Source organism: Aeromonas sp. s12 (genome assembly GCF_040907925.1).
Classification (GTDB): domain Bacteria; phylum Pseudomonadota; class Gammaproteobacteria; order Enterobacterales; family Aeromonadaceae; genus Aeromonas; species Aeromonas veronii.
On the sequence record NZ_JBFOCT010000034.1, the window covers coordinates 187,152 to 212,398 of the forward strand.

The window sequence follows — 25,247 nt, forward strand, 5'->3', positions numbered from 1 at the left end:
TATCCCGCTACCGGATCATGACGTTATGGAAAAGGCCACATAGACTGTTAGGTAACTACCCGCACAAGGAGTGCATCATGCGTCGTCTGCTCCCTGCTCTCGCTTCTCTCGCCCTGTTTATCGCGCTCCCGGCTCCGGCACTTATCTACTATTCGGAGCAGAACATGCCACTCAATGGCCAGGATAAAAATGGTCAGCCTGTGGGGTTAGCAGTCGAGTTGCTGCGCCTGATGTGGCGCGAAATGGGGGAGCCGGAGCAACCCATCCACTTTCTGCCCTGGGCCCGCGGCTGGTATCTGCTGACCCAGCAGCAAGAGGCCGTGCTCTTTACCACGGCACATACCAAGGAGCGGGATCCCCACTTCCTCTGGGTCTGCCCCATCAGCCACTCCAGGGTCGCGCTGGTCGGCCGCAAGCAGGATGCCCCCAAAGTGGCCAGCAAAGCGGATCTCGCCAAGCTGCAGATTGGTGTGATGCAGGCGGATGTCGGGGAGCAGTTGCTGCTCAACCGCGGGATCAGCCCTGGCAATATGATGTCGGTAGAGCGCATGGATCAGGTGGTGCGCCAGCTCATCATGGCACGCACCGATCTGGTGGCGGGCAACGAGGTGATGCTGCGCCATCAGGCCAAGGAGCTGGGTTTTCCCAGCGAGGATTTTGTCACCGTCGCGATCATTGAAGAGCAGGATAACTGCTTCGCCTTCAACCTGAGGGCAGACAAGCAACAGGTTGCCCGCCTGCAACAGGCGCTGGACAAGGTCAAACAGGGGGATGAATACAAGCAGCTGATGAAGCGCTACCAGTTGCTCAGTATCCTGCCCGAAACAACTCCCACCATCCCGAGCATCGAGTAACTCCGGCCCACCCTATGGCGGGCTCTCTCTATCTCCCGCCGATGACGCCTGCGATGCCGCCACCGGAGCAGTAATGAGGTGGTTCAGAAAGAGATTGAACAGCTCGGCCCGCGAGCCGAGCCGCAGCTTGCCATAGAGATGCTTGCGGTGATTCTTCACCGTGCCGCTGCCAATCCCGAGCGCTGCGGCAATCGCCTCGGTATCCAATCCCTGCAGCAGCAACTCCGCCACCTGCCGCTCGCGCCGGGTGAGCAAATCCCCCCCGACACTCGACATAGCCTGCTCCACCGCACTCCGGAGGCTGGCGCTGTCTGGCAGCGCAGTGCTCTGGGCCAACAGCGGCTGGCTCTGCCGCCACTGCTGACGACAGAGCGAATGCACCAGCGGGAACAGCTGCTCCAGCCTCGCCAGCTCGTCACGGCTGAGGGTACTGCGCTTGTCGAGTCGCCCCAGAAACAGCATCAGCGTCAGCCCGTCCCGCACCGGCAGGATCAGCCCCACCTCCTCCTGCCAGCCGGTAGCCTGATAGAAGTGGTGGCGATATTCGGGATCGAGCCGCCCTTGGGAGACCTGCGCCAGCGTCCAGACGCCGGCAGGCAAGCCCTGCTCCAGCGCCTGCATAAAGGGATCCTGACTGAAGTGGCTGGTGAGGTAGCGGTCAAACAGCAGGGCCCGCTGATGATTGAGGTTGTCGTAGAGGTAGACGGGCCGCTGCCCCACCCCGAGCAGCAGGGCGCAATCAAACGCCACCTGTTGCTGGATCAGCTGCACCAGCGCCGCCGCAAAGGCGCTGCTGTGCAGGGCATCGACCACCTCGGTCATGCTGCGGGTCAAGGCATCTGTGGTGAATGGCTGGGTCATGGTGGCACGTTTCCGGTGACGGGGAGCGATTCCCCGCTATGGCTGAATGCTAGCACGAGAGTGGCAAAACTGTCCCTCAGGGGACATATCCGCCACCAGCCAGAACAGCGAGGATGACGACTTTTCCCCCTGCTGTTGGAGAACCCATGATCAACCCCCACCTGCTCGATGAACTGAGCCAGCGCGGCCTTGTGGCCCAGAATTCCGACCCGGCGGCCCTGGCCGATCATCTCTCCACCCCGCGCACCGTCTATTGCGGGTTCGATCCCACCGCCGGCAGCCTGCATATCGGTCATCTGGTGCCGCTCTTGATGCTGCGCCGCTTCCAGCTGGCTGGGCACACCCCGGTGGCACTGGTGGGCGGGGCAACCGGCCTTATCGGCGATCCCAGCTTCAAGGCGACCGAGCGCAGCCTCAACAGTGCCGATACCGTGCAGGGTTGGGTAGCCAGCCTGTCGGCCCAAATCAGGGCGCTGCTGCCCGCCGATGATGGCCTGTCGGCCCCGCAACTGGTCAACAATGGCGACTGGATGGGGCAGATGTCCGCCCTCGATTTTCTGCGGGATATCGGCAAGCACTTTTCGGTCAATGCCATGCTGGCGCGGGAATCGGTGCGCCAGCGGCTGTCTCGCCCGGATCAGGGCATCTCGTTCACCGAGTTCTCCTACGCTCTGCTGCAATCCTACGACTTTGCGGTGCTGCACCAGCGGCTCGGTTGCACCCTGCAGATTGGCGGCAACGACCAGTGGGGCAATATCACCAGCGGCATGGATCTCACCCGCCGCCTCCATCAGGCGCAGGTACACGGCATGACCCTGCCCCTTATCACCAAGGCAGACGGCACCAAGTTCGGCAAGACCGAAGGGGGCGCGGTCTGGCTCGATCCGGCGCTCACCTCCCCTTACGCCTTCTACCAGTTCTGGCTCGGCACCGCGGATGAGGATGTCTACCGCTTCCTGCGCTACTACAGCTTTATGTCGCTGAGCGAGATTGATGCACTGGAGGCGGAAGATGCGAAGCGACAGGGGCGCAAGCAGGCCCAGCAGGTGTTGGCGAACGAGCTGACCGAGCTGGTACACGGCAAGGCGGCGCTGGCGGCAGTGCAGCGCATCAGCGAGCTGCTGTTTAGCGGCGATGTGGCCCGCCTCGGCGAGAGCGATCTGGCCCAGCTGGCGCAGGATGGCATGCCGAGCAGCACCGTCAGCGGCGAGACGGATCTGGTCAGCCTGCTGGTCAGCTGCGGTCTGGCTAACTCCAGGCGTATCGCCCGCGAACTGCTGGCGGCAGGCGCCATCAGCCTCAATGGTGTGCTCAAGCAAGATGATCAGCTGAGCGCCACTGATCGGCTGTTTGGTCGCTACCTGCTGCTGCGCCGAGGCAAGAAGCAGTATCACCTGGTGGCGTGGCAATAAGCCGCAGGGCGGGGAGCTCAGCTTCCCCGCCCGCATCCTGAATCCCTTTTGAATCCCGAGTTGCGATTCCCCTCACAGCCTCTCCCGTCAGCAGCCACCATACTGGCACCGGCGAACATGGAGTACGCCACACAATCTGTTCCTCACGAATCAACAAGGATGCTGATGATGAAGAGATGGCTTCTGGTGCTGCTCTGCACCCTGCCCATGCTGGCACACGCCAGCGGATACACCCAGACCCGCTACCCCATAGTGCTGGTGCACGGCCTGTTCGGTTTCGACAAGCTGCTCGGGGTCGATTACTTCTACGGCATTCCCCAGGCCCTGAGCCGGGATGGTGCCAAAGTCTACGTGGCTCAGGTGTCGGCCACCGCCAGTTCGGAACAACGGGGGGAGCAGCTGCTCGCCCAGGTTGAGCTGCTGCTGGCGGCCACCGGCGCCGAGAAGGTCAACCTGATCGGCCACTCCCACGGCGGCCCTACCATCCGCTATGTCGCCTCGGTCGCCCCCGAGCTGGTCGCCTCCGCCACCAGCGTCGGCGGGGTCAACTACGGCTCAGAGATTGCCGATCTGGTGCGGGCCAATGCCGCGCCCGGCTCGGCCGCCGAGAAGCTGGCTGCCGCCGCGGCCCACGCCCTCTCCGGCATGATTTCACTGCTCTCGGGCGGGAGCCAGCTACCGCAAGATCCGGTCGCCGCCCTCGATGCCCTCACCAGCAAGGGGGCCAGCCAGTTCAACCAGCGCTACCCGGAGGGGCTGCCCAGCCGCTATTGCGGCGAGGGGCCGATGCAGGCCAGCAACGGCGTCTACTACTTCTCCTGGAGCGGACGCGGCAACCTGACCAATCTGCTGGATCCGGTGGATCCTGCGCTGGCGCTGACCGGCGCCTTCTTCAAGGAGCCCAATGACGGACTGGTCGGGGTCTGCAGCAGTCACCTCGGCAAGGTGATCGGCACCGGCTACCGGATGAACCATCTGGACGAAGTGAACCAGTCCTTCGGCATCCACCATCTGTTCGAGACCGATCCGGTCACCCTCTATCGCCAGCATGCCAACCGTCTCAAGGAGCTGGGACTATGAAGATCGCCACCCTGCTCGTCGTGCCCTGCGCCATCACCCTGCTGGTTGGCGGGGTGTTGCTCTGGCCCACGGCACCGACGGCAGACTCATCCCCCGCTCAAGCCAGCCAGCATGCACAGAGCCACCCGCACGATCCCGAGCAGGAGGCCGCCGATGCCCTGCAGGCGCGCTATCGCACCTTTGTCTCCGCCCAGAGCAGCCTGACGGTGCCCACCGAGATCTCCCTCGCCAGCTTGCAGATCCTGTTTGACGAGCGGGAGCAGCTGCGCCAGCAGAGCTTTACCCCGGCGGAGCAGGCCCAGCTGTTTGCCGAGGATCGGCTGATGGAGCAGCTGACCCTGCGCCGCAGGGCGCTGGCGGAGGCGAGAGACAGCGACAAGTCGCAGCTGGCCAGCGAGCTGGATCTCTGGCTGGCGGAGCAACCGGACTGGTTTCGCGAGGCGGAGGCCAACAGCCGTCTGCTTGAGGAGTTGCAAGAGCTGGCGCAGATGGACCCGGCCAAACGGGAGGCTCTGCTGCTGGAGACGGGGGGGGCGGAAGCGGTGGATCGGATGCGCCAGCTGGAGCAGAACCGGCAAGGGTTCGAGGAGCAGCTCAGCGGCTTTCTGGCCGAGTTCAGACAACTGCCGAACGAGGCCCGGGCCGAACAGCAGCAGGAGCTGCTGGCCCGCTGGTTCGAGCCCGGACAGTGGCGCCGGGTCGAGGCACTCACCCGCCTCAAGCTGGGGGAGCCACACACCGAATGAGAAGGGGGCCCGTGATGGGCCCCCTTGCTATTGCGCTTATTGCGGCTTGTTGGCCCCCGGCAGCGGCTGCCAGGTGAGGCGGGTTACCTGAGTGCCCTGCACCTCGCACTTGAGGCTCAGCTCCTGCCACCCCTTATCCTGACGCAGGGAGACCTCCCCTTCCATCCCCTGCTCACCAATCTTCAGCTTATCCTGCTCGAAGATCACCTTGTCGCCGTGGGCGAGATCCATCAGTTTGCCGTTGCAGAGCCAGTGAGCGAGATCCGCCCCCTTCAGCTTGACGCCCCCATTGGCCGCCTTCTGCTCGGCCGCGCTCACCACAAACAGCTTGCTCAGCTCGGCGGCCCGCTTGGTGAGCCACTCCTGACGCTGCTGCATGCTCATCTTGCTGACGAACTCGGCGGGCTGCCCCTTCTCGTCCAGCCATTGGGTCAGCTTGCCGCTGTCATCAAAGGCAAACTGGGCGGCGGGCTCTTTGACCCCGAACAGCTTGCCGCCCTTGAAGTAGTAGCGGCTCTCCCCTTCCAGCTTGCCCAGCTCGTTCATAATGGGCACGGCGATGATGACCGGGGCGCCATCCATCCAGGCCTTGATATCGACGCCGTCATAGCTGAATTGACGGGTATCGAGAGCGCTCTCGGCCCCCTTCTCCATCAGGGTAAACTGCTCGGCGAGAGAAGCGGCCAGAGAAGGGAGGGAGCAGAATCCCAGGGTCAGCGCGATCGCTGTGTTGCGCATTGAGTTGTACATAACACTCCTGTGATGGGCCATCCGGCCCGTGGTTAACTCTCTGTCAGCCAGGCCCGCAGACCTTCCCGGTGAGCATCGCTCAGGGGCAGGGATTGGCGGGCCCGGTAGTCAAAATGGATCAGGGTCGTTTCGGCGGTGACGGCCAGTTCGCCGCCCTGCCAGGCCTCCTGCCAGACCGTAAAGGAACTGGTGCCGATGCGGCGCACGCCAGTCTTGATGGTGACCGGCTGGCCGTAGAACAGCTCCCGTTTGAACTGCACCGTATAGCCCGCGATGATCAGATGCCAGTTATGCACATCCAGATCGGGGGAGAAGATCCGGAACAGGGGATCCCGCGCCGATTCGAACCAGACCGCCGGCACCGTATTGTTGATATGACCGAGGGCATCCGTCTCCTGAAAGCGGGGTTGGATCTGCATTTCCAGCATGAGTTGACTCCTTGTCTCTTTGTTCTGTCCTTGTCCTGTTGATTGGACATCAGTGGCCAATGGGTGGCCGCCGGGCATCACCAGCGGATCAGCATGTTACATGATACTGCTGGCCCAAGCACAGGGATGCCAGCGCCCCTGCGCGACCGGCCAGCAGGTGTCGCAGTGCGGCGGATTGTAGGGCTGCACAGAAAAGCGGGCAGTAAAAAGCCCCGCACATCTTGGGTGTGCGGGGCTGGTGCAGATAACCAAACGGCTCGGGGACTAGCCCAACAGATCGAAGCGATCCGCATTCATCACCTTGTTCCAGGCGGTGATGAAGTCACAGACAAACTTCTCCTTGTTGTCATCCTGGGCATAGACCTCGGCATAGGCGCGCAACACCGAGTTGGAGCCGAACACCAGATCCACCCGGGTGGCCGTCCATTTCAGGGCGCCGCTGCGGCGATCTCGGATCTCGTAGAGATTGCTCGCTTTCGGCAGCCACTGGTAGCCCATGTCGGTCAGGTTGACGAAGAAGTCGTTGCTGAGCACCCCGACTCGGTCGGTAAAGACCCCGTGCCCGGTACCGCCGTGGTTGGTGCCGAGCACCCGCATCCCGCCGACCAGCGCCGTCATCTCGCAGGCGGTGAGTCCCATCAGCTGGGCGCGATCCAGCAGCAGCTCCTCCGCCGTCACCACATAGTCCTGCTTCAGCCAGTTGCGGAAGCCGTCGGCCAGCGGCTCCAGCACCTCGAACGAGGCCACATCGGTCTGGGCCTGAGTGGCGTCCCCCCGGCCCGGCGCAAACGGCACGCTCACCGTCACCCCGGCGGCCAGCGCAGCCTGCTCGATGGCGAGGTTGCCCCCCAGCACGATGAGATCCGCGACGCTGACGCCACACTCGGCCGCCAGCTTGTCATAGACCGCCAGCACCTTCGCCAACTTCGCCGGTTCGTTGCCCGGCCAATCCTTCTGGGGCGCCAGCCGGATGCGGGCGCCGTTGGCACCGCCCCGCTTGTCGGAGCCTCGGAAGGTACGGGCACTATCCCAGGCGGTACTCACCCGCTCGCTGATGGAGAGGCCGCTGGCGGCAATCCTGGTCTTCACCGCCGCCACGTCATAATCGGCGCGTCCGGCAGGCACCGGATCCTGCCAGATCAGATCTTCTGTCGGCACATAGGGGCCGACATAGCGGCTCTTCGGCCCCATATCCCTGTGGGTCAGCTTGAACCAGGCGCGGGCGAAGGCGTCGGAGAAGGCCGCCGGATCATCGCGGAAGCGCTCGGCAATCTTGCGATACTCGGGGTCGAATTTGAGCGCCATATCGGCATCCGTCATCATGGGTTTGCAGCGGATCGACGGGTCCTCCACATCCACCGGCATATCCTCTTCGGCGATATTGATCGGTTCCCACTGATGGGCCCCTGCCGGAGATTTTTGCAACCACCAGTCGTACTTGAACAGCAGATCGAAATAGCCGTTGTCCCATTGGGTCGGGTGGGTGGTCCAGGCCCCCTCTATGCCGCTGGTCACTGTGTTGCGGCCGATGCCGCGGCTGTGGTGATTGATCCAGCCGAGCCCCTGCTCCTCGAGGCTGGCCCCTTCCGGCTCGGGGCCAAGCTGTTTGGCATCGCCGTTGCCGTGAGCCTTGCCGACTGTGTGGCCACCGGCGGTCAACGCTACCGTCTCTTCATCATCCATCGCCATGCGGGCGAAGGTGACCCGCATATCCTGCGCAGTTTTCAGCGGATCGGGCTGGCCATCCACCCCTTCCGGGTTGACGTAGATAAGCCCCATCATCACCGCCGCCAGCGGATTTTCCAGATCCCGCTCGCCGGAGTAACGACCGCCCGGCTTGCCGCTGGGCGCCAGCCACTCCTTCTCCGATCCCCAGTAGATATCCTTCTCCGGATGCCAGATATCCTCGCGGCCAAAGGCGAAGCCGAAGGTCTTGAGCCCCATGGACTCATAAGCCACGGTGCCCGCCAGAATAATCAAATCGGCCCAGCTGATCTTGTTGCCGTACTTCTTCTTGATGGGCCACAGCAGGCGACGGGCCTTGTCGAGGTTGGCGTTATCCGGCCAGGAGTTGAGGGGGGCAAAGCGCTGGTTACCGCTGCCGCCACCACCACGGCCATCGGCGATGCGGTAAGTCCCGGCCGAGTGCCAAGCCATGCGGATCATCAGGCCGCCGTAGTGGCCCCAGTCGGCGGGCCACCACTCCTGACTGTCGGTCATCAGGGCGGTCACATCCTGCTTGAGGGCCGCCATATCGAGCCCCTTCAAGGCTTCCCGATAGTTGAAACCGGCCCCCAGCGGATTGGTCTTGGTATCGTGTTGGTGAAGAATGTCGAGGTTGAGGCTCTTCGGCCACCACTCCATTCTGGACGTCTCGACGGAGGTGGTTCCCCCGTGCATGACCGGGCATTTTCCTGCGGAACTGTCTGAATTGTTGCTCATCGTTTTCCTCATTTGCTCTGCTGTCCATAACCTGAAACAGCATGGCACAGAGGCGTGACACAAACTGTGCAGCAGCGGCCGATTTACGGATCTTTCACGCAAGCGGCCACGGAGCGCCCGTCAGCCGCGACAGAAATTGGACGAACTATGGCGCCTCTGCGGGCTGATGGGGCGGCTCTGGCCGCAGCCAGGCACTGCGAAAATCGAACCAGCCGAGCGCTGTCATCCGCACCCCGTGCACGCCGATCCGGCTCTCCAGCTCCAGCCAGTGGTGAAACAGCGGCACAAACCAGCTCTGCTGCTGCACCCTTGCCAGCAGGGCGCGGGGGCCTGGCTCCTCACCGCTGGCGCGCCACTGCATCAATCCTTGCCACAACTCATGCTGACTGCTCCACACCTTGCGCAGTAACGGGGTCCCCTGCAACCAGGCGTAGGGGGCAAAGGGGCCGGCATGTTCGAGGTTGAGGGTGCCGAGCCAGAGATCCACATCCTCATCCTCGCCACTCACCCAGCGACCGTAATCCAGGGTGCGCACCTCCAGCCTGATCCCCTGTTCGGTCAGCAGGCTACTCATGGCGTTGGCGCACTCGTTGAACTCCAGATGCTGGTTGAAACAGGCCAGCACCAAGGTCGTCGGCAACTGCGCAGGCGTAGGCAAGGGCGCGGGCAGCGCTTCGCGCCAGTGGGGCAACAGGCCGAGGGCGCTGGTCCAGCCCCGTTGCAACTCGGGGGCGACCCGCCCCATCAGGGCCACCGGATTGAGCAGTTGGCCGAGCCACTGGCGCAGGGCGGGATCCTGCAAGGATCCGGAACGATCGTCCTGCAGCAGGAAGTAGCAGCCCGACTCCAGCTCCGATTCGCCGCGCATGGTACCGAGCTCAGGGCTGTCGCGCCCCAGCTGCAGGTGGGTCTCCAGCCGCTCCGCCAATTCCGGTAGCATCCAGATGTCGATCTCGTCGAGCAGGGCGCGCAGGCCGAAGTAGTCGTCAAACGCCGCAAGGCAAAGATGCAGGGGATCGTTCACAGCCACCCGGTAAGGGCCGGTGCCCACAGGTCGCAGGGCAAAGCCCGCCTCCCCCTTGAGCTCTCGCGGCAAAATGGTCGCCACCGGCTCCGCCAGCAGGTGGGGCAGCCAGGGATCCGGGCTGTCGAGATAGAGATCCAGGGTACGCGGCCAGGGGCTCTCCAGCCGATCCAGATGGGCGAACAGCGGGCGATCCCGCAGGGCCAGCAGACTCTCCATCACATCTTCCACCACCAGCTCGCGACCGTGGTGAAAACGCACCGCCGGGCGCAGATAGAAGCGCCAGTGACAGGGGCCTAGACACTCCCAGTGGTGGGCCAGATCCCCTTCGATTTCCCCATTTTCCTCATTTCGCCGGGTGAGGCCGTTGAAGATCTGGCGGCTCAGGTGAATTTCGGAGCGGCGCATCGGGCCGGTGGGCAGCAACTGCGGCAGCGGCCGGTAGTAGGGCACCCGCAGGATCTGGCGCCCCTCGCGGGTGGCCTGACCGAGCTGCTCTATCAGCAACGGAGTGAGCAGATCGAGGCGATCTTCGGCCAGCCGCACCGCCTGTGCCAGCTGGCCCTGACTGAGCAGCTCCCGCAAGCAGCGCCGGGTCAGGCTCTCCTGACTATCGAGCAGGGTGAGTCGGGAGCGCCGCCCCCGCCCCGCTTCTGCCGACCAGCTGAGCCAGCCCTGATCCTGCATCCGCCGCAGCAGCAGGCGAGCGTTGCGCGGGGTGCAGCAGAGCAGATCCGCCACCTCGGCGAGGCTGATCTCCCGCTCGTCGCTGCCAAGCAGCTGGGCGAGTCGTTGAAATTGCTGGTAGAGGCGACCGGTCGGCATAAAAGAGGAAATCCTGTTGCTATAAGTCATCAGTTTTTACTTCCGTATTTTAGCTCAATACTGCTGGCGAACGTGAGAACCACAGCAGAGGAACACCATCATGAGCCACGCCAACCCCCTCAAACCGAACCGGATCCAGCAGACCTTGCGCCGTTACTTCAAGCGGATCCTGCCGCGCCCCTTGCCACTTATCGAAGATCCCATGCAGCAGCTCAACCGCCTGATGCAGTGGGACATGAACCAGATCGATGACAAGGAGTATCGCCGTCGTCTCTGAGTGCAGGCCATACCAACCACTCGGGACACGCATCCCCTGTGGGCGACATTGCTTTGCCGGATCTTGCTGTTTACATCGGCCACGGGCCTGATAGATTGGACGTCTATCCATCTATAACTGCCATAAGCAACATCCAACAAGGAGTGTGTGATGAAAGATGCGACCCTGGCCTTGCACCACGGCTTTTCCAACGACCCCACCACCAAAGCGGTCGCCGTGCCCATCTACCAGACGGTGGCCTACGAGTTCGAGAGCGCCCAGCACGGGGCGGATCTGTTCAATCTGGCGGTGCCGGGCAACATCTACACCCGCATCATGAACCCCACCAACGATGTGCTGGAGCAGCGGATGGCCGCGCTGGAAGGGGGGATTGCCGCGCTCGTGGTCTCGGCAGGTTCCGCCGCCATCACCTACGCCATTCAGGCGCTGACCGCCGCCGGTGACAACATTGTCTCCACCCCTCAGCTCTATGGCGGCACCTATACCTTGTTCGCCCACATGCTGCCGAGTTTCGGGGTCGAGGTGCGCTTCGCCAGGGATGACAGCGCCGAGGCCATCGCCGCCCTTATCGACGACAAGACCAAGGCAGTCTACTGCGAGAGCATCGGCAACCCAGCAGGCAACATCGTCGATCTGGCCGCGCTGGCCAAGGCCGCCCACGCCCGTGGTGTGCCGCTCATCGTCGACAACACGGTCGCCACCCCGGTACTCTGCAAGCCCATCGAACACGGCGCTGACATAGTCGTACACAGCCTGACCAAATATGTCGGCGGCCACGGCAACTCGCTGGGTGGCGTGGTGGTCGACTCGGGCAAGTTCCCCTGGGCGGATCACGCCGAGCGCTTCCCCCAGCTGACCAAACCCGAACCCTCCTACCACGGGGTGGTCTATACCGAGGCCTTTGGCCCGGCCGCCTTTATCGGGCGGGTACGCACAGTGCCCCTGCGCAATACCGGCGCGGCGCTGGCGCCGATGAACGCCTTCCTGCTGCTGCAAGGGCTGGAGACCCTGAGCCTGCGCATGGAGCGCCACGTCGACAACGCCCTGCGGGTCGCCAACCACCTCAAGCATCACCCCAAGGTTGCCTGGGTCAGCTATGCCGGTCTGCCGGGTCACCCGCACTATCTGCTGGCGGAGAAGTACATGGCCGGTCGCCCCTCGGCCATTCTCTCGTTCGGCCTGAAAGAGGGTTACGAGGCGGGCGTGCGCTTCTACGATGCGCTGAAGATCTTCAAGCGGCTGGTCAATATCGGCGACGCCAAGTCGCTGGCCTGCCATCCCGCCTCCACCACCCATCGCCAGTTGAGCGAGGAGGAGCAGGCCAAGGCAGGCGTGAAACCGGAGATGATCCGGCTGTCGGTGGGGATCGAGGCGATCGAGGACATTCTGGCGGATCTGGATCAGGCGCTGGAGGCCTGAGTCAGTCAACGAGGGAGCGGGCATCAGCCCGCTCTTTTTTAGCCATCGGTGAACCGCCCCCCTCGCCTGCTCGTATACACCATCCTGCCACCGAATCGAGGTCGTTATGATAGTCCTGCACCACCTGAACAAATCCCGCTCCCAACGCATCATCTGGCTGCTCGAAGAGCTGGGCCAGCCCTATGAGATCAAGGCGTATCAGCGCGATGCCACCACCTTTCTGGCACCGCCCGAGCTCAAAGCCATCCACCCCCTCGGCAAGTCGCCGGTCATCGAGTTCGACGGCCGGGTGCTGGCGGAATCGGGCGCCATCACCGAGTACCTGATTGCCCGCTACGCCCCGGATCGGCTGGCGCCGGCCACAGACAGCCCGGAGTATGCCGAATATCTGCAGTGGCTCCACTTTGCCGAGAGCTCCGGCATTCTGCCGCTGCTGCTCGACATGTTCGTGCGCAAGGATGGCAGCCCGATGCGCTTCCTGCCGGACTACGCCAAGGCGGAGTGTGCCAAGGTGCTGGGCTACCTCAACGAGGTACTGGCGAATCGCCACTATCTGGTGGGGGATCGCCTATCCGGCGCCGACATCATGAACTCCTTCCTGGTGGATCTGCTGGCGCAAAGCGGCCAGCTTGCCCACTTCCCGCATCTGCAAGCCTATTGGGAACGCCTCAATACCCATCCGGCCCGTCAAAAGGCGGTAGAGCTGGAGCGCGAGCTGGATCAGCGCCCCTGATCCGAACAGCCACCATGCAAAACGCCCCGACTGTCGGGGCGTTTTTGTTATGCAGCGGGCCGCGGTTTACTTGGTAGCGGGCACCTTGTCCCGGCGCGACTTCCACCACCAGCGCAGCCGGATTTGAGAGATAAGCATCCCCGCCAGCATCAGGGCGCAACCGGCGATGGCGCGCTCATCCAGCGTCTCACCCAACAGCAACACGCCACCCACGGCGGCAAAGACGGTCTCCAGACTGAGGATGATGGCGGCATGGGCAGGATGAGCACCCCGCTGCCCCACCACCTGCAGGGTATAACCCACCCCGACCGATACCAGCCCGGCATAGAGCAGTGCCTGCCAACCGGCCACGGCACCAGCCACAGTCGGGGTTTCGATGACAAAGGCGGTGGCGAGGCTGAGCAGGCCGCAGACTACGAACTGCACCCCGGCGAGCTTGATGGGAGCAACCCGGTTGGAGTAGTGATCCACCAGCAGCAGATGCACAGCCCAGAACAGGGCACCAACTACCTGCAACAGATCGCCAAAGCCGATGGTGAACTCGTCGGTGACGCTCAACACATAGAGACCGGCCAGCGCGATGATGGCGCCGATCCAGGTATTGAGGCCGCTCTTGTGGCGCAGCAGTAGCCCCAGTACCGGCACCAGAATGATGTAGAGCCCGGTGATGAAACCGGCCTTGGCGGCAGTGGTATAGAGCAGCCCCACTTGCTGCAGGGAGGCGGCACAGAACAGCACCAGCCCGGCCAGCACACCACCGATCAGCAGTTGGCGATGGTCGCTCGCGATGGCAACAGGTTGTCGGGATTTGAGCCACCAGAGCAGCGGCAGCAGGGAGAGGGCACCGAGCAGAAAGCGCAGGCCATTGAAGGTATAGGGCCCCATGTGATCCATCCCGAGGCGCTGGGCGACAAAGCCCATACCCCAGATGGTGGCAGCCATCAGCAACATCAGATTGGAGCGCATGGCGATTCTTCCTTAAATCGGCGCGTGACGGGTTATCCGATCTAAGATACCCGCCTCCCTATCCTCTTGTCTCCACTCTTTGTCTTCGCTCTCCACGCGCTGCATCGCACTGCTTTTGAGCACAGCGAGTGTTACAGCAGCGAGGGCTTGGTGAACACGGCCAACAGGGCAATCAGTAGCAGATTGCCCCGCAGGATCCACACCACCCGGAAGTGCTGCTGGATGGAGATCATCGGCGCCTTGCCCAGACGCAGGGCGCGACGCCAGCGATAGAAGAGGCGGCTGGGATAAACGAGGGAGCCAACAATCAGCAGAAACAGCCCCATCTTGAGGCCGTGAGCAGGATGGGCAAAGATCTCTGCCACCGAGCTGGCATGCTCGAGGGCCAGCAGACACCCGGTGGCAAAGATGGAGAAGAGCGCCAGCGCAGCCACCCCATCTGCCAGCAGCAGACGGCGCACTCGCAGCATGTTCAGGCCGCGCCGAAAGATCAGATACTCGACACAGAGGGCAAGGATTAGCACCGCTATGCTGCCATAATGAATCATTGAGAGCAGAGTGTGGTTCAGCATCGGAAACATCTCATTTTCTGCCTTTAGACGAGCCGCACAGCATCATATATGCTGGTGTCACCCGAGACGAAAAGGATCTGTTCATGTCCCCCGCCAAGCCCAAGAACACTTGGTCTTTGATCACCCGCATGCGGCTGGGCCTCCTCTTGCTCTTTATCCCTGTGTTGCTGCTCGGCAGCATCTACTACCTGCATATGGAGCGCACCCTGCGCCACGAGCAGCAACAATATCTGATTGCTCGCAACACCCAGTATTTCCATACCCTGATCGAACCCTATCTGGCGACCCTCAAACGCCAGTTTACGCTCATTTATCAGCAGGTAAATTATCGGGATTTCAGCGGCCCGGAGATCCGCAACGGCGAGCGCTACCTGCAACAGTGGCAGGCCTATCACAAGGTGATGGAGCTCGATTACGTCTACGTGGGCACCGAGCATCGCAAGATGCTGATCCACCCCTCCTGGCAGGCCGACGAGAAGTTCGATCCCAGAACCCGCCCCTGGTATCTGCTGGCCGCCAGCCATCCCGGACAGATTGTCTGGACCGCTCCTTATTACGACTACACCTTGGGCACCCTCACTATGGCGCTGGCCAGGGTGATTGAAGATCCTGACGGCAAGCGGGTTGGCGTACTCTCGCTGGATACCCAGCTCACCCCCCTCGCCAGCTGGCTAAACAGTCGGCATGATCAGAGTCACCATCTGGGCAATGGTTATCAGATCCTGCTCAACCATGACGGGCTGGTGCTGGCCCATCCGGATCGCGAACGGGTATTCAAACCCCTCGCCCACCCCGACTGGCTGGCCCGGATGCAACAGCCGCAGGGCTTTTTCCTCGATGATGCCAGCGGCATGATGGTCTCCTACTACCGCATCCCCGAGCAGCGCTGGATCCTGCTCAGCGTCGAGCCGACTGCCAGCATGCAGCAGGTGATCGACAGCGTCTCCATCAACGTCCAGCTGATGATTGCCGTCGCCTGCATTCTCTATCTGCTGCTGGCCCTGCTCTGGTCCCGCTACTTCCGCCGCATGCTGGGGGAGATCACCCTGCTGATCCGCGCCAGCCGCTCCGGCGGTATCGCCTACAACGGCCGCCGTATGCTGGAGCTGGCCAAGGTCTATGAAGAGATGGATGCCGCCAGCCAGGACTTTGCCCAGATCCGCCTGCAAGCCCATCAGGACAAACTCACCGGGCTCTACAACCGTCGCTTCTTCGACGAGTGCCTGCAGAAGCAGCTCAACAGTGGCGCTCCCTTCGGGGTGGTGATGTTCGATCTGGATGACTTCAAACGGGTCAACGATACCCACGGCCATCAGGCGGGGGATGTGGTGCTCAAGCGGGTGAGCAAGCTGGGCATGAATCTGTTCCACGAGTGGGGCTGGTTCTGCCGCTATGGCGGCGAGGAGCTGGTGCTGATCTTCCGTTACGGCGAAGAGCAGCCGATGCTCCCCTCCCTGCTGGAAGCGTTCCGGCTCGGGGTGGAGCAGCTGGAGTGGCGCGAACCCGATCTCACCATCACCATCAGCGGCGGGGTGGCTTTCAGCCGCTCCGGGCTCTCGGCCAAAGAGCTGGTGGAGCTGGCCGACAAGGGGGTCTATCAGGCCAAGCGGGAGGGGAAAAACCGTATCTGCTTCCCGCTGCGCCACACCCCTCACCAGAGTGCCGAGGAGGATATTCCCGCCTTTGGCGAGCCCCGACAACAAACCAACGAGGGGTAGCTACAGCTGCCATCACCAACCACAACGCCGTCAGCAAGAACAAAGAGAGAGGCTCCAGCCTCTCTCTTTGTTTTTCGTGCTTCTTGCCGCACGTTAAGCCTGTGTGGCGCGCGGCTCAGCGCTGCCACTCCAGCACAGGCCAGCCCAGCTCCTCGGCTTGCTGGCGCAGCGCGGGGGCCGGATTGACCGCATGGGGATGGCTCACCGCCCGCAGCATGGGCAGATCATTGTGAGAGTCGCTGTAGCCAAAGCTCCCCTGCCAGAGGTGGTCCCTGCCTGCAAACAGCTGGTTGATGCGGGCCACCTTGCCTTCGCGAAAGCTGAGGGTGCCGCGGGTCTGGCCGGTCAGCATCCACTCCTCCTCATCGAGCAGAATGGCGACGCAGTGATCCATCCCCAGCATCTTCGCCATGGGGGCCACCAGATGCTCGCCGGAGGCGGAGATGAGCACCAGCTCGTCGCCCCGCTCCCGATGCCATTCGATACGCGCCAACCCCTCGGGGTAGAGGCGCTCGCGCAGCACCTGCTCGGCAAAGCGGGCACAGAGCGAGTCGAGCCACTGGCGCGTCTTGCCCGCCAGCGGTTGCAGGGTGAAGGCCATATACTGGTGCATGTCCATCTTGCCCTGATGGTAGAGGGACATCATGGCCTGCTCCTCAGCGATCATGCTGGCGGGCGCCAGCTCCTCGGCCACCATGTACTCCAGCCAGAGGCTGGCGGAATCCCCCGCAATCAGGGTCTCGTCCAGATCAAACAGTGCCAGTGCCATGAGGGCTCCTTGCGGTAACAACAAAAATGAAACGAGGCGTCATGCTACCTCACAGAGTTGATCCCGGGCCACCGCCAGGGTCACAGCACTGCCGGTGGCCAGCAGATCGCCAGCCGAACGGTTGAGGCAATCCACCGTCAACAGCCCCGCCTCGCACTCCACCTGATAGCGGATCACGTTGCCGAGCAGCTGTTGCTGGCGAACGATGCCGGGCAGGCTGGGTTCGCTGCTGGTCGCCCCTGCGGGCAGCAGGGTGATGGACTCAGGCCGCAGCGCCAGCTTGCCCTGAAAACGGGGGCCGAACAGCGACTTGCCCTGCTCGGCGCCAAGCAGGTTGTAGTTGCCGATAAAGCCTGCCACAAACTCGCTGGCGGGACGGGTATAGATCTGCTCCGGCGTGCCGCTCTGCACGATGGATCCCTTGTTCATCAGGAAGATCCGATCCGATATGGTAAGCGCCTCCTCCTGATCGTGGGTCACGAAGATGGTGGTGAGCTCAAGGCGCTGCTGGATCTCGCGGATCTGCTGGCGCAGGCTGCGGCGGATGCGGGCATCCAGCGCCGAGAGCGGCTCATCCAGCAAGAGGATCCGCGGCTGCACCACCAGCGCCCGGGCCAGTGCCACCCGCTGGCGCTGACCGCCGGAGAGCTCGGCCGGATAGCGGCGCTCGAAGCCGGTCAGCTCCACCAGTTCCAGCGCCTCCTGCACGCTGGCGGCGAGATCCCGTCCCGGCTGGGGCTTCATCTTGAGGCCGAAGGCAACGTTGTCCCACACCGTCATGTTGGGGAAGAGCGCATAACTCTGGAACACCATGCCGATGCCCCGCTTCTGGGGCGCCTGCCAGGTGATCTCTTCACCGGCCACCCGCACCTGGCCGCCATCCACCGGAGTGAGCCCCGCCAGCGCCCGCAGCAGGGTGGACTTGCCGCAGCCGGAGGGGCCGAGCAGGGTCACCAGCTCCCCCTTGCGAATGCCGAATTCGATCCCCTCGAACACCGGCGTATCGCCGTAGGATTTGTGCAACTGATTGACTTCTAAATGAAACATCTTGGATCACCGATGAAATCTGTTGGCTGCCCAGGTGAGCAGCAGGGTCAGCAGGAAGTAGCTCATCACCAGCGCACTGGTGAAGTGGCCCGAGGTGGCGCGCATGTTGTAGAGATAGACCTGCAGGGTCTCGTAACGGGTGCCCACCAGCATGTTGGCAAACACGAACTCGCCGAGCAGGAAGGAGAGGGAGAGAAACAGGGCAGCCAGCAACCCCTTGCGCAGACAAGGGATCACCACCAGCAGGAAGGCCCGCCGACTACTGGCCCCCAGCAGATGGGCAGCATCCATCAAATCCCTGAGCGGTACCCCTTGCAGGCTGTTGGCCAGTGCCCGGTACATGAAGGGGAGCACCACGGTGAACCAGGTGCCGATCAGGATCCACGGTGTGCCGATAATGGGCAGGACACCATCGGCGTAGATCTGCAGCAGCCCCACTGACGAGACCACAGGTGGCACCGCGAAGGGGAGCAGGATCAGCAGGTTCATCCAGGGATCCAGCTTGGGGAAGTAGTAGGCCACCACCAGCACGGTCGGCACCAGCACCAGGGTCCCCAGCAGCAGGGTGGCGAAGCAGACCAGGAGGCTGCGGCCAAACGCCGCGAGAAAGCGCGGATCGCCCCACAGCTTGAGATACCAGTCGAGGGTAAAGCCGTCCGGCAGCAGGGTCGCCCCCCAACGGGTGGAGATGGAGTAGAGAAAGGTAGCCAGCAGCGGCAGCAGCAGGGTGGCGACCAGCCCACCCAGCACCCACTTGGGCCAGCGCGGCGTCAAATCATGCATGGGATTGCCCCCTGTTCACATAGCTCTTTTTCAGCAGCCACTGGTTGGCGGCCGTCACCACCCCCAGCAGCACCATCAGGATCACCGCCAGCGCCGCCGCCATATTGGGCTCGAGGAAGATATCTCCGGAGACCAGACTGGCCACCCGGATGGTCACCAGATTGAAGTTGCCGGTGGTGAGGGCGTAGGCGGAGGCATAGGCCCCCACCGCGTTGGCAAACAGGATGATCAGGGTGCCGAGCAGCGCAGGCGTCAGCACAGGCAGCGCCACGTGCCACACATATTGGCGCTTGCTCGCGCCGAGCAGCGCGGCAGCCTGTGGCCACTCATCCTGCAGCGCATCGAACGCCGGGTAGAGCAGCAGCAGGGCGAGCGGGATCTGGAAGTAGGTGTAGATGAGGATAAGGCCGCTACCCGAGTAGAGGTTGAAGCCGTCGATCAATCCCCATGATTTCAGCAGCAGGGTCACCGCACCATTGATGCCGAGAATGATGATAAAGGCGAATGCCAGCGGCACCCCACTGAAGTTGCCGGTCATGGTGACGAAGGCCAACAGTACCCGCTTGACCCGCTCGCAGCTGTGACGCAGCGCCGCCGCCCCGAGGGTGCCGATGGCAAGCCCCGCCAGACTGGCGATACCGGCAATGCGCAACGAGTTGCCGAACGATTGCAGGTAGAAGGGGGAGCTCAAAATCTCCCGGTAGTAGTCGAGGCCCCAGCCATCGGGGGTCTGAAAGCTGCCCACCAGCACCCACACCATGGGGGCAAGCTGGAACAGGATCATCAAGAGGATAAACGGCAGCAATACCAGTGCGGGCAGCCAGTGGCGGCGCACCCGGAGCTTGGTGGCCACGGGTTGATCCGCGAGGATCTCGGTGGTGGCAGGCATCATCAGTGCACCTCGCGCATAAAAGCGGCCTTGAGCAGCGGTGGCGCCGCCGGCTTGTCGTGGGGGATGCCCAGCAGATCCGCCATCAGGGCGCAGAGCTGGGTCTGGGCAATCGCCACTCCATCCGGCCAGCGCTCGATAAAGGCATCGCCAAACAGCCAGAGTGGCACGGTGCGCTCTTCCGGCAGGGTGCCGCCGTGGCTCAGGTCGTTGTTCATGCCGTGATCCGAGGTGACTACCACCTGATACCCCTCCGCCAGCCACTGGGGCAGCAGATCGGCCAACAGGCTGTCCATCCGGCACGCCTGATTGCGGTACTGGCGGGAATCGAGGCCAAACTTGTGGCCTGCATCGTCCACCCCCATCGGATGGATCAGCAGAAAATCGGGATCGTACTGGCTGCGCAGCCACTCGCCATCCATCAGCAGATGGCTGTCGGGATAGTTGTCATCCCAGTAGAAGCAGCCGTGCTGGATCGGCAACTGCTCGTCATGAGTAAAGCGATCACGGGCACCCAGCCAGGGGCTACGGTTGTAGAGTTCGCTCACCCAATGGTAGGCCGCCGCTGCGGTGCGTTTGCCCGCAGCGCGGGCCAGATGGAAGATGGAGTCATGCAGACTGAGGCGACTCACCCCGTTGTGGGTGATGCCGCTCACCACCGGCGGCACGCCGGTCAGGATGCACTCGTAGAGGGGTCGGGAGAGAGACGGCAGGGCAGCATTCAGGGTCGTATGCAGGCCCCGCCCCGCCTCCACCATGCCACCGAGGTAGCCCATGGTGTGAGCTACCTCGGCTGCCAGACCATCCACAAGTACCACTATCACCTTGTGTTGCACTGGATTCCCTTACTGCATGTTGATCATGACGGTTTCTTGCCATTGGCGCGGCAGGGCCTTGGAGCTCTGCTCCCAGGCGGCGTGATCCTGCACCGGCTTGGCATTGGCGTACTGCTCGGCTGGCAGCAGCTTGGCCTTCACATCATCCGGCAGAGTCACGTTGCTGCGGATCGGGCGGGCGTAGCCGCGGGCCAGGTTGATTTGACCGGCATCGGAGAGGATGTATTCACGGGCCAGTTTGGCGGCGTTGGGGTTCTTGGCCCACTTGTTGATGATGGTGGTGTAACCGGCGATGACGGAGCCGTCGCTCGGGATCACCACATCAAACTTCTTGGGGTCGATCTGGTCGCGGTAGTTGAGGGCGTTGAAGTCCCACAGCACACCCACTTCCACCTCACCCTTCTCGATGTTGGCGATGGTGGGATCGTTCAGGGAGAGACGACCCTGCTTGGCCAGCTGGCCGAACAACTCCAGCGCGGGCTTGAGATTCTTCTCGCTACCACCGGTGGCATAGGCCGCCGCCAGCACGCCGTTGTTGGCCTGGGAGGCAACGCCCACATCACCCAGCGTCACCTTGTAGTCACCACCCAGCAGGGATTGCCAGCTGGTGGGGGCTGCCTTGACCAGATCCTTGTTGATCAGGAAGGCGATGGTGCCGGTATAGGCCAGCATCCAGTGACCGTCCGCATCCTTGGCCCAGTTGGGAATATCAGCCCAGGTGGAAGGTTTGTAGGGCTGGGTAACACCCTGCTTGACCGCAACCGGGCCGAAGGCACCACCCACGTCGCCGATATCGGCGGTGGCATTGGCCTTCTCGGCGGCGAACTTGGCGATCTCCTGCGCCGAGCTCATGTCGGTATCCTGATGCTTGATGCCGTAGATGCTGCCCAGCTGCTGCCAGGTATCCTTCCAGTTGGCCCAGCTGTCGGGCATACCGATGCTGTGGAGCTGGCCTTCGCCACGGGCGGCCTTTTCGAGATCCGCGATATTTTCGGCTGCATAGCTATTTGTGGCAAACAACGGTTGGCTGATGGCCACCATGGCCAGTGCACTTGCGATCACGCTTTTCATCATCCCATCCCTCTGGACTAGGTCAGTTAAGGTTCGAGAGGGATGCTAGAGGGGAATTGTGACGGTGGCGGGGCGCTTTAATGGCAGTTTGATGACAATCACCCTGTCATGGCGCTGTCATCCACAGCGGTTACAACTCTGAACCCGAGTGAGGCTGGACTATTCCAGTAAGGGATTGGCCAGCCACCCGCCTTCTGAATAAGCAACAGGGACAAGAGTGTGACCGAGCCGAGATTGAGCGAGCAGAGAGTGAACGAACAGAGCATGGCCGATGGCCGCGTCTCCTCCAAGTGCGAACAGATTTGCCAGACCCTGCGCCGCTATATCGGCAGCGGCCAATTGGGGGCCGGGCAGCAGCTGCCCGCCGAACGGGCTCTGAGCGAACGCTTCGCCACCACCCGCATCACCATCAAGGAGGCGCTCTCCAGCCTCGAAGCAGACGGCCTTATCTACCGTGCCGAACGGCGCGGCTGGTTTGTGGCGCCACCCCGCCTCACCTACGATCCCGCCATCCACACCCACTTTCACCAGTGGATCGGCGAGCAGCAGCGCACCGCCGAAACCCGGGTGCTGGCCCACGGCAGCGAACTTGCCAGCAGCGAACTGTGCCGCTGGATGGGGCTGGAACCCTTCACTCCACTTTATGAGATCCGCCGCCAGCGGCTGATCGACGGCCGCCCGGTGCTTCATGTCAGCCACCACCTGCTGGCGAGCCGCTTTCCCGATATCGCCAGCGCGCCGCTGGCCAGCTCCCTCACCGAGCTCTATCAGCAGCGCTATGGCATAGGCCAGGGCGGGGCGAGTCTCGAGATCACCCCCTCGGCGGCGCGGGGCGCCATCGCCCGCGCCCTCAATCTGGCGGAGGGGAGCGCGGTACTGCGGCTGGTGCGGGTCAATTACGACGAGCGAGGCGGTCTGGTGGATTGCGATATCGAGCACTGGCGGCCGGATGCGATCCGCATCTGTCTGGATACGCGAGCATTGCAGCCGCTCGCAGGCAAGCTGCAACAAACCCGGGTCGCCGATTAGACTCCAGCCAACAGAGCGGATCCCGCAGGATCCGCCGGGATCAGTTGTCGATATTGGGGATCATGTCATCGAAGCTCTGGTAGCCGCAGTCGGCCAGTTGCAGCGACATGGTGTAGGTCTTGGCGTGCTCCTGCTGGCCGATGGCGGGGCGGTTGAGCTTGATCTCCTGATGCCAGTACTCCTTCATCCGGTCGATCAGCGCCATCGCCTCTCCCTCGTTGAGGTGCAGCTGGCAGAGCGCCATATAGTTGTTCGACTTGTGCATGTTCTCCACCAGATACTCCCCCAGCACCGACATTGCCTGCCGCGCCTGCTGACGGGCGAAACGGCTGTGCTGCTCGAAGCTGATCCGCTCGCTGATGAGGAAGTGGTAACTGTTGTCGATACCGAGCTGCAAAATGCCAAGCTTCTCCAGCTTGCGCAGATAGAGATAGCAGGAGGCATCGGTCAGGCCGTACTCCCGCTTGAGATCGATCAGCGTCTTGTCGCGCCAGAAGATATTAGCGAGAAAGGCGTAAAGCCCCGGCTCGTTGTGAAACGCCTCGTCCTGCTCCTGAGTGAAGACGGCGCGGCGGCTCTGGGCGTCCTGAGTGCGATCCAGCAACTCCTCGAACGAGAGCCCCACCAAATGGCAGATCTCCAGCAGAGTATCGAACGGCAGCGAGGGCTTGTTCATCATCCGTTTCACGGTCGCGATGGAGACACCCATGGCTTCTGCCAGGGTCTGATAGCGGATCCCCTTGTCGGTCAGGGTCTTCTTCAGGGTGTCGAGAATATTGTTGGCCAGGGTCTGGCTGTAGGTCATGCCACTCTTCCTTGTTATCGCACTTTCATTGCATGGTTATGCCGAGTCAGCTTCTGACCTGTTTTTACCTTCAAGGCTCAGATATTGACACCGAAAAAACAGCCTAGAGAAAAAATCGCCTACAACGCCCATCAGGACAGACCAGTTGAACGATGAGGTCTCAAAATCTGACACCAGACAGTGCATATCTTTCAACCCGCAAACATTTTGCTAGTGCTGCATAGAACATCGCGCATAATCGAAACGTATCGAATTCAAGACCCTTCCTGGTTGAGAAATCGATTGTTTGCTTCCAAATTTTTATCTTTTAAACCGTAAGGTTTTTTCTCTTTCCTGGCATTGGGCGGCGCTGATAGCACCGCCCTTTTCTTTTCCCTGAATTCGCAGGTCAGGTCAAGGGCCTCGGCAAGGGGAAGTGTCACAGGCCACCCGCCGCCCACTGATGCGCCAGTCACCACGACCGTTCTGGCAAGGTATCCTAAACGGCCATCAATACCGTGTTATTGCCATTCAATATATTTAAATGGCTTGATTGGAAAGCTTCATTAAATATAAAAACGAATATAATAAAGTTATTTAAAACTCCAAAAACCTATCTTTTAAATGGCTTGTGTATATAAGCAAACAAAATTAATCAGGCCGCACGACCCATATCTGCTTATCGCGCCTCATGCCCACCCCAACAACTGCGGCCGGGTGAAGAGAAAAGCCACCCACAAGCGCCCATTCGCGTATCTGATGGGCAACATGGTCCACGTAAAAACAGCCTCAAAAGACCACCAAAACCCTCAATGGGAACAATCCCAAACCTCAAAAAGAGCAAAAAACAGGCAAAAAGATAGATTTTTTTCTCACGGTTTCACCTTGTGAGGCGTTCAAAAAATCATCGAAAAGAGCCTGACGCCTGTGAGTGACATCTGAGATGCCAATTTTTAGACAGCTCATCATGGTCACTCTCGAATAAAAATTAAATGCCGATATAAATCAATCATATAGAATCAAAATCGAACTCACAGCCTGTCATTTGCCTCACCAGTTAATTATTTAAACCTCAATAAAGCTAAAACTCTAATAACACCATTTATTAAACAAAATGCCCCTGCTTGCAGCCAGTCATATTTAGAAGAATGGGGAAATCACTCTCTTGTTATTCAGAAATTCGCTGACTATACTGCGGCCCCTCTGTGAAAGCAGAGCGATGACGGAAATATAAAAAGCTTCATGGATTGAGCAATATAAATCACACGCAGTTCACGCAACACAAGGTTATTTATCCATGAACAAGTTTAATAAAATTGCCGCTTTCTCCCTGCTTGCTCTGGCCATGAATGGCGGCGCCCATGCCGAAGGCTGGTATGCAGGTCTGGATCTGACCACCTCCAAGATGGATCTCGATGGTGCTGCCAAAGACGTCTATGACGCCAAGCTCATCGATGACCAACTCGACGGCGGCAGCCTGATCGTGGGTTACAGCTTCAAACCCTGGCTAGCCGTTGAAGGTGGCCTGCACGCCCAACAGATGGATCAGCTGGTCTGGGTGACCTCCCCGATTGCAACCGGCTTTGCCGACACCACCATCGAAACCCGCAGCATCAGCCTGGCCGCCAAGCTGAGCCAGCCGCTGGCCTGGGGCTTCAGCGCCTATGCCAAACCGGGTATCGCCTACACCCGCACCGAAGTGGAAGTTGTCGGCAACGCCACTCTCCTCGGTTTCAGCGGTCAGGGAAGCAAGAGCGCAACCAAGAGCAAGGTACACCCCAATCTGGAAGTAGGTCTGGACTACGCCTTCAACGACCACTTCTCTGCCGGTATCGGTTACGAGCGCCAGTTCGACGCCCTGAGCCTGGGTGACGAGCACTACTCTCTGGATACCTTCAAGCTGGGTCTGCGCTACCACTTCTAAGTCGCGCC

The 25,247-nt window shown here is 61.6% G+C and carries 24 protein-coding genes; 10 read left to right on the forward strand and 14 right to left on the reverse strand.

The window, feature by feature from the left end; genetic code table 11:
- Nucleotides 1-77: 77 nt before the first annotated feature.
- Complete coding sequence (locus AB5Y67_RS17095) at nucleotides 78-854, forward strand: ABC transporter substrate-binding protein (protein WP_069528510.1); 777 nt, start codon at nucleotides 78-80, stop codon at nucleotides 852-854.
- A 12-nt stretch (nucleotides 855-866) separates the two neighbouring features.
- On the opposite strand, the gene AB5Y67_RS17100 is transcribed toward AB5Y67_RS17095, so the two are convergent.
- Nucleotides 867-1,715 carry a helix-turn-helix transcriptional regulator gene (locus AB5Y67_RS17100; RefSeq protein WP_199428335.1) on the reverse strand — a complete coding sequence of 283 codons (849 nt, stop codon included), beginning with the start codon at nucleotides 1,713-1,715 and terminating at the stop codon, nucleotides 867-869.
- A 146-nt stretch (nucleotides 1,716-1,861) separates the two neighbouring features.
- On the opposite strand from AB5Y67_RS17100, the gene tyrS reads away from it, so the two are divergent.
- The 3 genes from tyrS to AB5Y67_RS17115 all read left to right on the forward strand — a co-directional run bounded on the left by tyrS (nucleotide 1,862) and on the right by AB5Y67_RS17115 (nucleotide 4,953).
- Nucleotides 1,862-3,127 (forward strand): tyrosine--tRNA ligase, encoded by a 1,266-nt coding sequence (gene tyrS, locus AB5Y67_RS17105; RefSeq protein WP_199428336.1) that lies wholly within the window; start codon nucleotides 1,862-1,864, stop codon nucleotides 3,125-3,127.
- Between the two features lie 168 nt (nucleotides 3,128-3,295).
- Entirely contained in the window at nucleotides 3,296-4,207 is a 912-nt protein-coding gene (locus tag AB5Y67_RS17110) for a triacylglycerol lipase (protein ID WP_136501650.1), read from the forward strand.
- Nucleotides 4,204-4,953: a lipase secretion chaperone gene (locus AB5Y67_RS17115; protein WP_199428337.1), complete on the forward strand. Its 750-nt coding sequence runs from the start codon at nucleotides 4,204-4,206 to the stop codon at nucleotides 4,951-4,953. The genes AB5Y67_RS17110 and AB5Y67_RS17115 overlap by 4 nt, the downstream gene beginning before the upstream one ends.
- 36 nt (nucleotides 4,954-4,989) lie before the next feature.
- On the opposite strand, the gene AB5Y67_RS17120 is transcribed toward AB5Y67_RS17115, so the two are convergent.
- The 4 genes from AB5Y67_RS17120 to sgrR all read right to left on the reverse strand — a co-directional run bounded on the left by AB5Y67_RS17120 (nucleotide 4,990) and on the right by sgrR (nucleotide 10,422).
- A complete protein-coding gene (locus AB5Y67_RS17120) occupies nucleotides 4,990-5,691 on the reverse strand; it encodes a hypothetical protein (protein ID WP_150390572.1) in 702 nt (233 codons plus the stop codon).
- Nucleotides 5,692-5,735: 44 nt separating this feature from the next.
- Nucleotides 5,736-6,131, reverse strand: a complete 396-nt coding sequence (locus AB5Y67_RS17125; protein ID WP_005336457.1) for a thioesterase family protein — start codon at nucleotides 6,129-6,131, stop codon at nucleotides 5,736-5,738.
- A 264-nt stretch (nucleotides 6,132-6,395) separates the two neighbouring features.
- Nucleotides 6,396-8,573 carry a catalase/peroxidase HPI gene (gene katG / locus AB5Y67_RS17130; RefSeq protein ID WP_150389885.1) on the reverse strand — a complete coding sequence of 726 codons (2,178 nt, stop codon included), beginning with the start codon at nucleotides 8,571-8,573 and terminating at the stop codon, nucleotides 6,396-6,398.
- 145 nt (nucleotides 8,574-8,718) lie between these two features.
- The gene (gene sgrR / locus AB5Y67_RS17135) at nucleotides 8,719-10,422 is read right to left on the reverse strand and encodes an HTH-type transcriptional regulator SgrR (protein ID WP_190973189.1); all 1,704 of its coding nucleotides are present in this window, start codon (nucleotides 10,420-10,422) and stop codon (nucleotides 8,719-8,721) included.
- Between the two features lie 100 nt (nucleotides 10,423-10,522).
- Here sgrR and AB5Y67_RS17140 point away from each other — a divergent pair, with 100 nt between their 5' ends.
- The 3 genes from AB5Y67_RS17140 to AB5Y67_RS17150 all read left to right on the forward strand — a co-directional run bounded on the left by AB5Y67_RS17140 (nucleotide 10,523) and on the right by AB5Y67_RS17150 (nucleotide 12,851).
- A complete protein-coding gene (locus AB5Y67_RS17140) occupies nucleotides 10,523-10,699 on the forward strand; it encodes a hypothetical protein (protein ID WP_005336463.1) in 177 nt (58 codons plus the stop codon).
- Nucleotides 10,700-10,849: 150 nt separating this feature from the next.
- Nucleotides 10,850-12,118, forward strand: coding sequence for an O-acetylhomoserine aminocarboxypropyltransferase/cysteine synthase family protein (locus AB5Y67_RS17145; RefSeq protein WP_150389888.1), 1,269 nt, complete (start codon nucleotides 10,850-10,852; stop codon nucleotides 12,116-12,118).
- 106 nt (nucleotides 12,119-12,224) lie between these two features.
- Nucleotides 12,225-12,851, forward strand: coding sequence for a glutathione S-transferase family protein (locus AB5Y67_RS17150; protein WP_190973190.1), 627 nt, complete (start codon nucleotides 12,225-12,227; stop codon nucleotides 12,849-12,851).
- Nucleotides 12,852-12,917: 66 nt separating this feature from the next.
- On the opposite strand, the gene AB5Y67_RS17155 is transcribed toward AB5Y67_RS17150, so the two are convergent.
- A complete protein-coding gene (locus tag AB5Y67_RS17155) occupies nucleotides 12,918-13,817 on the reverse strand; it encodes a DMT family transporter (RefSeq protein WP_136501654.1) in 900 nt (299 codons plus the stop codon).
- 131 nt (nucleotides 13,818-13,948) lie between these two features.
- Nucleotides 13,949-14,389: a DUF2214 family protein gene (locus tag AB5Y67_RS17160; protein WP_005355246.1), complete on the reverse strand. Its 441-nt coding sequence runs from the start codon at nucleotides 14,387-14,389 to the stop codon at nucleotides 13,949-13,951.
- A gap of 83 nt (nucleotides 14,390-14,472) precedes the next feature.
- Between AB5Y67_RS17160 and AB5Y67_RS17165 the strand changes: the two genes are divergently transcribed.
- The gene (locus AB5Y67_RS17165; RefSeq protein WP_199428338.1) at nucleotides 14,473-16,107 is read left to right on the forward strand and encodes a sensor domain-containing diguanylate cyclase; all 1,635 of its coding nucleotides are present in this window, start codon (nucleotides 14,473-14,475) and stop codon (nucleotides 16,105-16,107) included.
- Between the two features lie 115 nt (nucleotides 16,108-16,222).
- On the opposite strand, the gene AB5Y67_RS17170 is transcribed toward AB5Y67_RS17165, so the two are convergent.
- Genes AB5Y67_RS17170 through AB5Y67_RS17195 form a run of 6 tightly spaced genes read right to left on the reverse strand, consistent with a single transcriptional unit; the run spans nucleotide 16,223 to nucleotide 21,502 of the window.
- Nucleotides 16,223-16,876, reverse strand: a complete 654-nt coding sequence (locus AB5Y67_RS17170; protein ID WP_199428339.1) for an HAD family phosphatase — start codon at nucleotides 16,874-16,876, stop codon at nucleotides 16,223-16,225.
- Nucleotides 16,877-16,915: 39 nt separating this feature from the next.
- Entirely contained in the window at nucleotides 16,916-17,923 is a 1,008-nt protein-coding gene (locus AB5Y67_RS17175) for an ABC transporter ATP-binding protein (protein WP_199428340.1), read from the reverse strand.
- A gap of 6 nt (nucleotides 17,924-17,929) precedes the next feature.
- Entirely contained in the window at nucleotides 17,930-18,706 is a 777-nt protein-coding gene (locus AB5Y67_RS17180) for an ABC transporter permease (protein ID WP_005355251.1), read from the reverse strand.
- Nucleotides 18,699-19,598: an ABC transporter permease subunit gene (locus tag AB5Y67_RS17185; protein ID WP_199428341.1), complete on the reverse strand. Its 900-nt coding sequence runs from the start codon at nucleotides 19,596-19,598 to the stop codon at nucleotides 18,699-18,701. Before AB5Y67_RS17185 ends, AB5Y67_RS17180 begins: the two co-directional genes overlap by 8 nt.
- Nucleotides 19,598-20,431 (reverse strand): alkaline phosphatase family protein, encoded by an 834-nt coding sequence (locus AB5Y67_RS17190; RefSeq protein WP_199428342.1) that lies wholly within the window; start codon nucleotides 20,429-20,431, stop codon nucleotides 19,598-19,600. Before AB5Y67_RS17190 ends, AB5Y67_RS17185 begins: the two co-directional genes overlap by 1 nt.
- Before the next feature lie 9 nt (nucleotides 20,432-20,440).
- Complete coding sequence (locus tag AB5Y67_RS17195; protein WP_005355254.1) at nucleotides 20,441-21,502, reverse strand: ABC transporter substrate-binding protein; 1,062 nt, start codon at nucleotides 21,500-21,502, stop codon at nucleotides 20,441-20,443.
- 198 nt (nucleotides 21,503-21,700) lie between these two features.
- On the opposite strand from AB5Y67_RS17195, the gene AB5Y67_RS17200 reads away from it, so the two are divergent.
- Nucleotides 21,701-22,531 (forward strand): UTRA domain-containing protein, encoded by an 831-nt coding sequence (locus AB5Y67_RS17200; RefSeq protein WP_031227931.1) that lies wholly within the window; start codon nucleotides 21,701-21,703, stop codon nucleotides 22,529-22,531.
- A 40-nt stretch (nucleotides 22,532-22,571) separates the two neighbouring features.
- On the opposite strand, the gene AB5Y67_RS17205 is transcribed toward AB5Y67_RS17200, so the two are convergent.
- Nucleotides 22,572-23,336, reverse strand: a complete 765-nt coding sequence (locus AB5Y67_RS17205) for a helix-turn-helix transcriptional regulator (protein ID WP_005336490.1) — start codon at nucleotides 23,334-23,336, stop codon at nucleotides 22,572-22,574.
- A 1,276-nt stretch (nucleotides 23,337-24,612) separates the two neighbouring features.
- On the opposite strand from AB5Y67_RS17205, the gene AB5Y67_RS17210 reads away from it, so the two are divergent.
- On the forward strand, nucleotides 24,613-25,239 hold the full coding sequence (locus AB5Y67_RS17210; protein WP_040068735.1) for a porin family protein: 627 nt from the start codon (nucleotides 24,613-24,615) through the stop codon (nucleotides 25,237-25,239).
- Nucleotides 25,240-25,247 lie beyond the last annotated feature (8 nt).